This is a genomic window from Brochothrix campestris FSL F6-1037 (genome assembly GCF_000525915.1).
Taxonomy (GTDB): domain Bacteria; phylum Bacillota; class Bacilli; order Lactobacillales; family Listeriaceae; genus Brochothrix; species Brochothrix campestris.
The window spans coordinates 117,540-129,265 of record NZ_AODH01000022.1 but is presented as its reverse complement, the minus strand read 5'-3'; the positions used below and the strand labels follow the sequence as shown (position 1 = coordinate 129,265).

The following is an 11,726-nucleotide window of genomic DNA, read 5'->3' as shown; positions in this document are numbered from 1 at the left end:
GTGGAAGGGATAAACGCTGAAAGCATCTAAGCGTGAAGCCCCCCCTCGAGATGAGATTTCCCATCACTTTATGTGAGTAAGACCCCTGAGAGACGATCAGGTTGATAGGTTCGGAGTGGAAGTGCAGCGATGTACGGAGCGGACGAATACTAATAGGTCGAGGACTTAACCTTATTAAGTTTTAAAAGCGAAAATGACGATGAGTTGTTACCTTTCAAAAAAACATCAATTAGTATTCAGTTTTGAGAGTGCAAACTTTCATTGATAATTTCATAATTATCCAGACATATTTATCTGTTTGGTGACGATAGCAAAGAGGATACACCTGTTCCCATCCCGAACACAGTAGTTAAGCTCTTTAGCGCCGATGGTAGTTGGGGGTTTCCCCCTGTGAGAGTAGGACGTTGCCAAGCATTTATCCGCAATAGCTCAGTTGGTAGAGCACACGACTGTTAATCGTGTTGTCGTAGGTTCGAGCCCTACTTGCGGAGTAAAATTAAAAATTGGAGTGCAACTTAGTTGTACTCCAATTTTGTATCATGCCGTTTTAGCTCAGTTGGTAGAGCGCATCCATGGTAAGGATGAGGTCGCCGGTTCGATCCCGGCAAATGGCTTAATAGTTTAAAGTGCTCGTAAAGAACTTGAACTAACGTTCACAGAAAAAGAAGTTTAATTCGACTTTGTCTACAATCTCAAAGGCTCGTGTTTCCTACTATAACAACATTTCTATTCAGTCTTATCATCTCGTAGACAAAGTCACTATAATATCAATTCAAAGAAAATGAAGACTGTTTAGACTTTGTCTATACTCTGAAAGAAGTCCTAACGGACTTCTTTTTTTATGTTCAACTTTAATGTTCAAAGTTTTTTGAATGGGTGTTGCCCAGCAGCTAATGTTAATTGGAACAAGTAGTTAGTGATGGGAAGAAGGATGTTATCATCTGCTTTGAACTGTGGATGATGTAACGGATAAGGACTGCCAGATCCAATAAAGACAAAGGCACCTGGAATAACTGTTTGGTAATTAGCAAAGTCTTCACCGATTGATAAAGGTTCCATTTTTTCTATTGTGAAACCATTTAATTCCGCTAGTTGGAGTGCAAAATCAGTTAATTCAGGGTGATTATTTGTCGCTGGGGAAAATTCTTCTACCCACTCTAATTCGATTATGGCTTCGTTTGTGAAAGCTAGACCCGTTATTAGTTGTTGCATGCGTTGCTTGATAAGCTCGACAATTTTCGCATCAAAAGCACGTACTGTACCACTAAGAACAACTTTTTCAGGAATGACATTTCGATTATTACCGCCATGAATTTGTGTAATGCTAACGACTGCATTCGTATTAGAAGGTAAAAAACGACTAATGATTGTTTGAAAAGCTGTAATTAATTGACTTGTAATGATAAATGGATCATTTCCTTCGTTTGGTTTCGCGGCATGTGAACCTCTACCAGTAATAGTAATATCAAAGGCATCAACCGAGGCCGTAACTGCCCCGTGACAACTTGCGACTGTCCCAAGAGGTAATGTAGGATCATTATGCCATCCAAATATCGCATCAGCCTTATTTAGTAGGCCTGTTTCTATAATAGCAGCAGCACCATATCCGATTTCTTCAGCAGGTTGAAAAACAAAGAGAATACGACCATAAATATTTCCAGTTTGTTTTTTTAGTTGGATGGCCGCGCCTAATAAAGCTGTGGTATGAAAATCATGGCCACATGCATGCATAATTCCATGTGATACCGAACGAAAAGCAACGTCATTCTCTTCTTGGATAGGAAGAGCGTCGATGTCCCCACGCAAGACGATGGTTGGACCAGGATAATCCCCGATTATTTCGGCAACAAGACCAGTAGCAAGAGTTAATGGTAGAATGGTGATTTGATGGAGCTCAAGCTGTTCACGGATTTTATGTGTGGTTCTAACTTCTTTTTTTGAAAGCTCAGGATGGGCATGTAAATCGTGTCTAAATGAAATCAAAAATTGTTCGAATGTAGAATTACTAATCATCAAAAAGCCTCCTTTAGTTATAGTTAATATTAGCGACAAAAGAGAGAATAGTCAATTTCATTTAAAGTAACTTACTTACTTTTTGTTAGACAAAAAGTAAGGTTTATGGTTTAATAGAAGAAGATAAAGAGTGGAGGAATCAAAATGGATTTTAAAAGTGATATGATATTAGGAACAGTTGCTTTAAATATAAGTGATTTAAAAGCTTCGATTAGTTATTATACAGAAATAATTGGTTTAACGTTGTTATCTCAAACGGAGAAGAGTGCTGAATTAGGTCTTAAGGATAATCGTTACCCATTGGTAAGATTAGAACAGGGTGTTGAAACTGAATCAAAAACAACACATGCTGGCTTATATCACTTAGCTTTGTTATTGCCTACCCGTGAATCGTTAGCTCAGTTTATTTATAATCTGATTATCAATAAAAGAGAGATTGGTGGTGCGGGTGATCATCTCTATAGTGAAGCCTTTTATTTTACGGATCCCGATGGTAATGGGATTGAAATTTATGCGGATCGACCATATGAAACGTGGGACGTGCACGAAGATGGTTTAATTACAACAGCGACAAATGCGGTTAATGTTAATGATATTTTAAAAGAAATCAAGACACCGTTGTGGGAGGGCATGCCAGCTGGAACAATTATGGGACATGTTCATCTGCAAGTGAGTGATATTGAATACACCAAGGCTTTCTATCATGACCTATTATCATTCAGTATTAAAACAATTATTCCACGAGCCTTATTTATGTCGCGGGGGCTCTATCATCATCAAATCGGCACAAATAATTGGATAGGACATACATTACCAGAACGACCACATACTGAGAGTGGGATGCTCTATTATACAATGCGTTTTGCTGATGTTTCAAAAATAGTGAATTTGTTACAAGAGAAAAACTATCCAGTTGTAACAAACAAAGATGGATTTTTTGTTGCGGATCCAAACGGTATTAAGATTAAATTAGAACAACAATGACAATAATGTCACCTTGTAGTGTCATATTGTAAGCTGAAGCAATGGTTACGTCTGAATTTGTCATGTATAGTATAGATATAAACATACAGTAATGGAGGAAACGTAATGAAATATCTTTTAAGTGTAATTGTTTTAGCGATTTTAGTCTTCGGTGGGTATAATTGGTACATGGGTCAATCAGAAGACTATTATGTTCAAATAACAAATGAAGGAACAAAAACAACACAGACAGATGGCAGTGAAACATACATTAACTACGAATACGAATTGCCGGGTTACAATGAAGCTGGAAAAGAAAAAAAAACTCAAATTCATGGGATTTCAAGAGCGTCCACTAAAAATGAATCACTACTTAAAAGTCTCACAGTTTATTCATAAAACCGGTGTCAAAACATACGAAGAAGTCGCTGAAAATGAAATTCCGAACGAGGCATTGAAGCAGTTACAAACAGGACGTAAGTAGATAGTAAGAAGCGAAAGAATAGTTTTTGTGAAACATTACAAAAAGCTATTCTTTTTGTTTCGCTAATAGTGTAGAATAAAGATAAGTAGTAAATTAAAAAATATAATTTTTCGTTATATGATTCAAAAATGTTTTTAAGGAGGCGCATACGATGGTTAGGAAAAAATGGAAACGCAATGAATTGTTAGAAATTTTAGACAATGAGTTTTTATCCACGCAAGAAGTCCTAGATACATTGCAAATCACAAAACAAGCGCTTTACTCACTTGTGCTACGTAATAAGATTGAACAGGTGCGAAAAGGCAGTGTGAAACTCTATTTTAGATCAGATATTGAAAAAAAGACTTATTGAACAAGAAGCGTTGCGTAAAAAATACCGTCCCTATGATTTCAAAGAGTCATCAAAAGAAAAGGTATAATCATACATATCCACGTTGCCATGAAGTTTTATTGGCAACTTTTTTTATTCATGGTTGCATAATAATACGCTATAATTGAATAAAAAACCGTTTTAGTGTAGGGTTGAAATAGGAAGAAGATAGGGGGTATTCAGATGGTAACCATAAATGGGTTAATTTCAGATACACAACTTACTGAAAGTAGTATTTTGGCGATTGTAGAGTTAGCATTCAAGCTAAAGGCACAAAAAAAAGGCAGGCAAAGGTCGGCCATTACTAGCGGGTAAAAATATAGCGTTATTATTTGAAAAAACTTCAACACGGACACGGGCGGCGTTCACAGTAGCTGCCAACGATTTGGGCGCACATCCAGAATATTTAGGTCAGTCTGACATTCAATTTGGTAAAAAGGAGTCGTTAGAGGATACGGCTAAAGTGTTAGGTCGGATGTTTGACGGAATTGAGTACCGTGGTTCGAATCATGCGGTTGTTGAAGGATTAGCGAAGCATGCAGGTGTACCAGTTTGGAATGGTTTAACAGATAAATGGCATCCGACGCAAATGTTTGCTGATTTATTGACGATGAAAGAACATTTTGGTTATTTGAAAGGTCTCACGGTTTGTTTTGTTGGGGATGGTCGTAACAATGTGGCGAATAGTTTAACGATAGGGTGTTTAAAGGTCGGAATCAATGTGATGATTTTGGCACCGAAAAAATTGCAACCAGATGTAGAGCTTACAGAATTAGCACAACAATGTGCCAAGAAATCAGGGGCGAGTTACTTTATCACTGAGGAACAATCTGCTTTAAACACAGTTGATGTAGTATACACTGATGTTTGGGTATCGATGGGCGAAGAGTCGCTTTACGAAGAGCGCATCACTTTATTACATAAATACCAAGTCAATCAAACACTAATGGATAAAACGGGCAAAAACAGCATTTTCCTCCATTGTTTACCAGCGTTTCATGATTTAGAAACAACCGTCGCTCAAAAAATCCAACGACAGTATGGCTTGAGTGAATTAGAAGTTAGTGATGAGGTTTTCCGATCAGAAGCATCGCTAGTGTATGACCAAGCAGAAAATCGGTTGCATACGATCAAGGCGATAATGGTAGCTAGCTATTATACAATCTGACAGTTCTCTACAAGATAACAGGGTATTGTATCAACAGTGACGATAGAGAACAGCATTTAACTTCAGTCTCCGACCAACCGCAGGGTTGGTCTTTTTTTTGATGTGCTTTTCACAAATGAAATCACGTTACGCGCTATAGACCACGTGTTATAATAAAGATATTGAATTTGATGTAGAGGAAGATGAAAAAATGGGAGTATTATCAGAAGTGAGTCATTGCGGTTGGCTCAATGATGCCGAGCCACTAGCCATAACGAGTGCATTAACGTCTTTTGCAGTGGATGATGTTTTAAGTGAGGCTGTTGGAAAACAAGCAGAGCAAGCAGCTATGCTACATTCATGGGCGCATCAGCCAACGGTGGTTGTCGGCATCCAAGATCAACGTCTGCCATATTTTAAAGAGGCTGTTCGTTTTTTAAAGGATGCTGGCTATGACGTTGTCATGCGTAATTCTGGAGGGTTGGCGGTTGTATTGGATGAAGGTGTCTATAACTTATCATTATTGATAAACCTACCATTGGGAATCAATGAAGGATATGAACTGATGCAGGCTTTGATTCAACAGCTGTTCAGTGATTTAACGGATCAAATCGTCGCGAAGGAAATTCCTCAATCGTATTGTCCAGGAAGCTATGACTTAAGTATCGATGGTAAAAAATTTGCGGGTATCTCACAAAGACGTGCCAATGGTGCGATTGCTGTCCAAATTTACTTGAGTATTACGGGGGATCAAACGAAGCGAGCTAACCTAATTCGTGATTTTTATGCAATCGGTCGTCGTGGTGAAGAAACACGTCTCACTTATCCAGAGGTGGATAGTCGTGTGATGGCAACGCTCACGGACTTACTACAAACATCACTGACCTTAGGTGCAGTAAATGAACGATTAGTGACAGCGCTAAATCAAGCAGGTTGCCAACTGACTAGTCGGGTCTTAACAGCCGCAGAACATGAGCGTTTTCGGGTTTTTAACGACCGGTTAGCGAAACGAAATGAACAAATTAAAACGTATTAATAAGCCAAAGGAGTGAGTTGTATGATAGGAAAATTAAAGGAAGAAAAAGTAATTAAAGATCCGATTCATCGCTACATTCATGTGCAGGATAAATTGATTTGGGCATTAATCCAGACGAAAGAGATGCAACGCTTACGTCGAGTGCAACAATTGGGAATGACTAATTTAACGTTTCCGACAGCAGAGCATAGTCGGTTTACTCACTCGTTGGGCGTGTATGAAATTATGCGACGGATTATAGCTACTGATGAAACAGCGTCTGGGTGGCAATTGAAAGCGCAGCGTGAAGAGTACTTGCTTGCCTTAGCGGCAGCCTTATTGCATGATGTTGGACACGGCCCTTTTTCGCATACGTTTGAAGCGGTGTTTGGAACGGATCATGAAGCGTATACAAAAGCAATTATCATGGATGAAACAACTGAGGTGCATCGAGTGTTAGCACAAGTGCATGCTGATTTCCCGTTGAAAGTATCACAGGTCATTGATAAATCTTACAGTAACCAAGTGATTGTACATCTGATATCGAGCCAAATCGATGCGGATCGGATGGATTATTTATTGCGTGATGCTTATGCAACGGGTGTAAGTTATGGGACGTTTGATATTGAACGGATTTTACGAGTGATGATGCCTTATCAAAATGCGGTGGTGATTGAAGCTAAAGGGATGCACGCAGTAGAAGACTACGTAATTAGCCGATACCAAATGTATATGCAAGTTTATTTCCATCCAGTCACCCGCAGTGCCGAAGTGATTGTCAACAAAATATTCAAACGTGCGATTGCACTGCATCAACAAGGCTACGCGTTTAAGCAAGAGCCGCTGTTGCTACAGGCTTTTTTTGAAAAAACAGAGATGCTCAACGACTATTTGAAATTAGATGACGGCGTGATGCGTTATCATTTTTTAATCTGGCAAGATGAAAACGATACGATATTAAGTGATTTATGTCAACGTTTTATGAATCGTCGGCTTTTTAAATACTGTGCGTATAACCCTGAGACGGACACTGTTTTTTATGAGCAATTAGCAGATGCGTATCGTGAAATCGGCTATAATCCAACTTATTATTTACAGGTGCAGTCATCGAGTGATTTACCTTATGATTTGTACCGACCGGGAGAAAATCAACGGCTCCCAATTAATATTAAACAAAAAGATGGTCAGTTAGTTGAATTGTCGGTGTGTTCGCCACTCGTCAAGGCTATTAGTGGTAAAACGAAAACAAGCGTTAAATTGTATTATCCGGATGTATCCGAATTAAGAGCTTCAGCTAAACAAAAAGAGGAGCTGCACCAGTTAGTAATGCAGCACTGTTCCAATAAATAAGAGGTGACCGAAAATGAGTCGAAAAAAAAACGCCGCAAACATACGGCACGATTAATAATACAAACACGCTACGTAGTTTACGGATGGATCCGAAGTATCAATTAGAAGCGGATTTATGGGAAGAACAACAAATACAAACGAAGCAAGAACCGGTGCAGTCACAAAAAATAGTAGCTTTGCCAACAGCGCAAACACAGTTGGACCGTATTTTAAAAACGGTGCCACTGATCTATCGAATGGAGCAGCTGACACTATTAGGTTCACGTATATTAGCGGAGCAACAACAAAAAAAACGTCTCGTTGAGAGTACAAGATGTCTTGAGTCTTTTGCAACTGTTAGAAAATGACGGGAAAAGTCCCAGGGTGTCGGAATTAGTACAGACACAACGGATAGCGTTGTTAGCGGGCGTTATTCAACGGTTAATTAAATGAAAAACAGCCACTCGTAAGTGACTGTTACAGACTGTATAAAAACTCAAATTGGTTCTTGAGCATTTAGCCGCTATTGAAAGAGCTGCTTTCACTTTTATTCCTCTAGTTAAAGCAACTCATAAATTTCAAGCTCGATGCCCGCGACGGAAAATAGCCGCTATCATTTCCCTTCCAAGTTGTTTGCTTCTATGCAGTTGCTTTCACTTTTAGTTATCCAGTTCAAGCAACCAGAAGCTGTCAACTTTCAGAAAAATGTCAGCGACGGAAAATAGCCGCTATCATTTCCCTTCCAAATTGTTTGCTTCTAAACGGTTGCTTTCACTTTTAGTTATCCAGTTCAAGCAACCAGAAGCTGTCAACTTTCAGAAAAATGTCAGCGACGGAAAATAGCCGCTATCATTTCCCTTCCAAGTTGTTCGCTTCTAAACGGTTGCTTTCACTTTTAGTACTTAACTATCGCTTTTTAAAACACCAGCAACTGCGTAATTTGTTTTCGACATTTCTTCGAGAATAATATGAATGTTTTCTTTTGGTGCATTAGCAGTGCGTGAAATTGCTTCAGTTACCTCTTTGACAAGTGCACTTTTTTGTTCATTTGTACGGCCTTCAATGAGTTTAATTGTTACGATGGGCATAGACATCCTCCTAATAACTTAAAGATAACTTAAATATACGCTAAAAAGGGCTGGAATTAAAGAGCAATGGCTTGAAAATGATGACAAGTTAATGACGAGAATCAATTTAAATTTGAATAAACAATCAAAAAGCGATTAAACTATGATAAAATGGCTTATGGTATTGTTTTTAGGAGGAGTCGATTACATGACAAATAAAAACAATGAAATGAAGCGACAGCCTGTTAAAATTAATCTTGTAACAGAGATTACGGGAGAACAGGAAGAAAAAGTCGCACAGTTCTTTGATGGTAGCGTCTATGAAGACGAAGAAAATTTATATCTTAGATACAATGAATATATCAATGGGAATGAAGTGCGCACAACGATTAAACTCGCTGCTGAACAAGCGTTAATTATTCGTCGTGGGGCCATCAATATGAATTTACCCATTATTCCAGAAACAACAGCTGTGGGAACGTATGAAACGAGCCAAGGCAAGATGCGGATGGTGACAAAACGTACGTTGATTCACCGCAAACAAGTCAGTGATCGTATTTATCAAATTGAGATACGTTATGAGTTATACAGTGAAGATGAGCAGTACCGAATGGGCGTCTTTAAGATGAAGTACAGAATTGAGGAGGAAGAAAAAAATGAGCATTAAGATTCAAAAAAGAAAAACGCAATCCGTCAAGGGATTGCAGATGCAGTCATTGCAGCAGGTCTAACTGATAGCGAAAATATGCCATCAATCGTGTTAGAAACACCGAAGGATAAATCACATGGTGACTTTTCAACGAACGTGGCGATGCAGTTAACACGAATTGCTAAAAAAGCACCGCGTGTCATTGCTGAAACAGTGATTGCTAACTTAGATACAGCAGCCCTAAGCATTGAAAAAGTTGAAATTGCCGGTCCTGGTTTTATTAACTTTACACTCGATAATGCGTATTTGACAGAAGTAGTATCACAGGTGTTAACTGAAAAAGCTGCTTACGGTAACAGTACGTTTGGCAAAAAAGAACGCGTCTTAATTGAGTTTGTTTCTGCGAATCCAACAGGAGACTTGCACTTAGGACATGGGCGCGGGGCAGCAATCGGTGATTCATTGGCGAATATTATGTCTAAAGTTGGGTTTGATGTGTCGCGTGAATATTACATTAATGATGCCGGTAATCAAATTAACAACCTCGTATTATCAGCTGAAGCACGTTACCATGAAGTGTTGAACATTGACTGGGAATTCCCAGAAGATGGTTACCGCGGTAAAGATATTTTAACGCTCGGTCAACAGTTGGCTGATAAGTACGGCGATTCACTTGTCGGTGAAGCTAAGACGGCAGAACGTCAAGCGACTTTCCGCCAAGAAGGGTTAGCGTATGAACTGGCTAAACTTAAAACCGATTTAAAAGATTTTCGTGTCAACTTTGACACTTGGTTCTCAGAACAAACATTGTATGATAACAATCAAGTGTTGCCAACACTTGATGTGATGAAGCAAAGTGGCCGTATTTTTGAAGAGGACGGTGCAACTTGGTTCCGTTCGACTGAATTTGGTGACGACAAAGACCGTGTACTCATTAAAACAGATGGCAGCTACACATACTTGTTCCCAGATATTGCCTATCATAAAAACAAATTTGACCGTGGCTTTGATACGTTAATTGATGTGTGGGGCGCGGATCATCATGGTTATATTGCACGTATGAATGGTGCCATTCAAGCTTTAGGTTATAATGCGGATCAGTTCGAAGTTCAAATCATTCAATTAGTACGCTTAATGAAGGGCGACGAAATTGTGAAGATGAGTAAACGGACTGGTAAATCAGTTACAATGCGTGATTTAGTGGAGATGGTTGGTCTTGATGCCGCTCGTTTTTACTTTGCGATGCGTTCAAGTGACACTCACCTTGACTTCGATTTAGAATTAGCAACTTCACAATCAAGTGAAAACCCTGTGTTTTATGTGCAATACGCGCATGCTCGGATTTGTCGGATGTTAGCGTCAGCGGTTGAAAAAGGAATTGCAGGCGGATACGAAGGCTATGATGCTTCATTATTAACGAATGAGAGTGAATTGGCAGTCTTGAAAATGTTAGGCGATTATCAAAGTGTATTAGAAGAAGCCGCTAAAAAACGTGCACCACAGCGTATTACGCGCTACTTACATGATTTAGCAAGCACCTTCCACCGTTTTTATAATAATTCACATGTGATTGATAGTGCCGACATTGCACAATCAAAAGCACGTTTAGCACTTTGTGACGCGGTTCGCATCACGTTAAACAATGCATTATCATTGATTGGGGTTTCTGCACCTGAAAAAATGTAATTGAGGTGATTAGGGTGAAAAAAGGCATCGTTTGGCTCGGTTTATTTATTACATTTAGCATTGCACTCTATTTTGTGTATGACAAAATGTTAGGATCAATACCTTTAATGCTACTCAGTGCCTTACTGTTTGTTTTGAGTTGGGAATTGTTGAAAAAATAGTGAAACTATAGTAGAATTGAATATATATTGTATAAAATAGACAAACTATGGTTTTTGCCCTAAAAATATCTCTCATAAACAGATATAACGTAGGTATAAAACAGTGATGGATGTAAATTTGAAAGGACGTGTCGATTTTGATCTTGAATCATTTGACTGACGAACAACGCAATGAAATGGCAATGATTGAGCTTGCTTTCCATATTTTGGATGAGAAAAAAGAAGTTATGCCGTTTAAAGAACTCGTTGCGGTAATGAAAGAATTTAAAGGTTTCAGCGATGCTGAATTGGAAGAACGCTTAGTGCAATTCTACACAGACTTAAACACAGCGGGCACGTTTATCTCATTAGGTCATAACACTTGGGGCTTACGTGATTGGTACCCACTTGATGCGATTGATGAAGAAGTACAAGAGTTAGCGAAGCCTAAAAAACGTCGTAAAAAAGCAGCAACGGCTGAAGCTGAGGTTGAAATCGAAGAAGAAGAAGATTTCGAAGAGAAAGAACCAGAACTCGGTGAAGAACCACTTGTTTTATCTGATAAAAATGCGGATGATGACGATATCGATGGCGATTTAAAAGATCATTTGCCAGACGGCATTGAAGGCGATTTAACAATCGTCGACGACAAAGAAGAAATTTAGTCGATGTTATCGCTTGACCTTTTTATGGTTATTCGGTAATATTCTCTATGGGCTCCTTACAGTTAATGTGAGGACAACTATACGAACGTACGAAAGTGCTCCCTTGCTTATTTTTGAAGCAAAGGGGCACTTTTTTTGTGTTTGAGGGGTATAGTATTTTAATAATAATCAGGAACAGTAATTAAAGGAGGAAATGCA

The 11,726-nt window shown here is 38.8% G+C and carries 13 protein-coding genes, 2 tRNA genes, 2 rRNA genes and 1 pseudogene; 16 read left to right on the top strand and 2 right to left on the bottom strand.

Features of this window, described 5'->3' with window-relative positions; all coding sequences use genetic code 11:
• The 4 genes from BCAMP_RS05995 to BCAMP_RS05980 form a co-directional block, all read left to right on the top strand.
• Positions 1 to 173, top strand: a 23S ribosomal RNA gene (locus tag BCAMP_RS05995); the annotation flags it as partial.
• A 124-nt stretch (positions 174 to 297) separates the two neighbouring features.
• Positions 298 to 413, top strand: a 5S ribosomal RNA gene (gene rrf / locus BCAMP_RS05990).
• A gap of 5 nt (positions 414 to 418) precedes the next feature.
• Positions 419 to 491 (top strand) — tRNA-Asn (locus BCAMP_RS05985).
• A gap of 50 nt (positions 492 to 541) precedes the next feature.
• Positions 542 to 614 (top strand) — tRNA-Thr (locus tag BCAMP_RS05980).
• Between the two features lie 244 nt (positions 615 to 858).
• Here the strand turns inward: BCAMP_RS05980 and BCAMP_RS05975 are convergent.
• Complete coding sequence (locus tag BCAMP_RS05975; protein ID WP_035314445.1) at positions 859 to 2,013, bottom strand: amidohydrolase; 1,155 nt, start codon at positions 2,011 to 2,013, stop codon at positions 859 to 861.
• 144 nt (positions 2,014 to 2,157) lie between these two features.
• On the opposite strand from BCAMP_RS05975, the gene BCAMP_RS05970 reads away from it, so the two are divergent.
• From BCAMP_RS05970 to BCAMP_RS05940, 8 genes and pseudogenes are all read left to right on the top strand, one after another.
• A complete protein-coding gene (locus BCAMP_RS05970) occupies positions 2,158 to 2,997 on the top strand; it encodes a VOC family protein (RefSeq protein WP_035314443.1) in 840 nt (279 codons plus the stop codon).
• Between the two features lie 105 nt (positions 2,998 to 3,102).
• Positions 3,103 to 3,375 carry a YxeA family protein gene (locus BCAMP_RS05965; protein ID WP_051456920.1) on the top strand — a complete coding sequence of 91 codons (273 nt, stop codon included), beginning with the start codon at positions 3,103 to 3,105 and terminating at the stop codon, positions 3,373 to 3,375.
• Positions 3,338 to 3,460, top strand: coding sequence for a YxeA family protein (locus tag BCAMP_RS14715; protein ID WP_198015720.1), 123 nt, complete (start codon positions 3,338 to 3,340; stop codon positions 3,458 to 3,460). The genes BCAMP_RS05965 and BCAMP_RS14715 overlap by 38 nt, the downstream gene beginning before the upstream one ends.
• 151 nt (positions 3,461 to 3,611) lie before the next feature.
• Positions 3,612 to 3,812 (top strand): MerR family transcriptional regulator, encoded by a 201-nt coding sequence (locus BCAMP_RS05960; protein ID WP_035314441.1) that lies wholly within the window; start codon positions 3,612 to 3,614, stop codon positions 3,810 to 3,812.
• 201 nt (positions 3,813 to 4,013) lie between these two features.
• Positions 4,014 to 4,998: pseudogene (gene argF / locus BCAMP_RS05955) on the top strand (ornithine carbamoyltransferase).
• A gap of 190 nt (positions 4,999 to 5,188) precedes the next feature.
• Complete coding sequence (locus BCAMP_RS05950) at positions 5,189 to 6,013, top strand: lipoate--protein ligase family protein (RefSeq protein WP_035314440.1); 825 nt, start codon at positions 5,189 to 5,191, stop codon at positions 6,011 to 6,013.
• 21 nt (positions 6,014 to 6,034) lie between these two features.
• Entirely contained in the window at positions 6,035 to 7,342 is a 1,308-nt protein-coding gene (locus BCAMP_RS05945; protein ID WP_035314438.1) for an HD domain-containing protein, read from the top strand.
• An 83-nt stretch (positions 7,343 to 7,425) separates the two neighbouring features.
• Entirely contained in the window at positions 7,426 to 7,689 is a 264-nt protein-coding gene (locus tag BCAMP_RS05940; protein WP_035314437.1) for a hypothetical protein, read from the top strand.
• Between the two features lie 534 nt (positions 7,690 to 8,223).
• Here the strand turns inward: BCAMP_RS05940 and BCAMP_RS05935 are convergent.
• Positions 8,224 to 8,409 carry a 2-hydroxymuconate tautomerase gene (locus BCAMP_RS05935; RefSeq protein WP_035314435.1) on the bottom strand — a complete coding sequence of 62 codons (186 nt, stop codon included), beginning with the start codon at positions 8,407 to 8,409 and terminating at the stop codon, positions 8,224 to 8,226.
• Positions 8,410 to 8,596: 187 nt separating this feature from the next.
• On the opposite strand from BCAMP_RS05935, the gene BCAMP_RS12570 reads away from it, so the two are divergent.
• The 4 genes from BCAMP_RS12570 to rpoE all read left to right on the top strand — a co-directional run bounded on the left by BCAMP_RS12570 (position 8,597) and on the right by rpoE (position 11,528).
• Positions 8,597 to 9,055 (top strand): DUF1934 domain-containing protein, encoded by a 459-nt coding sequence (locus BCAMP_RS12570; RefSeq protein WP_051456919.1) that lies wholly within the window; start codon positions 8,597 to 8,599, stop codon positions 9,053 to 9,055.
• Between the two features lie 21 nt (positions 9,056 to 9,076).
• Positions 9,077 to 10,723, top strand: a complete 1,647-nt coding sequence (gene argS / locus BCAMP_RS05925) for an arginine--tRNA ligase (protein WP_035314432.1) — start codon at positions 9,077 to 9,079, stop codon at positions 10,721 to 10,723.
• Between the two features lie 14 nt (positions 10,724 to 10,737).
• Positions 10,738 to 10,884, top strand: coding sequence for a hypothetical protein (locus tag BCAMP_RS13485; RefSeq protein ID WP_156921157.1), 147 nt, complete (start codon positions 10,738 to 10,740; stop codon positions 10,882 to 10,884).
• Between the two features lie 137 nt (positions 10,885 to 11,021).
• Entirely contained in the window at positions 11,022 to 11,528 is a 507-nt protein-coding gene (gene rpoE / locus BCAMP_RS05920) for a DNA-directed RNA polymerase subunit delta (RefSeq protein ID WP_035314431.1), read from the top strand.
• Positions 11,529 to 11,726: the final 198 nt, after the last annotated feature.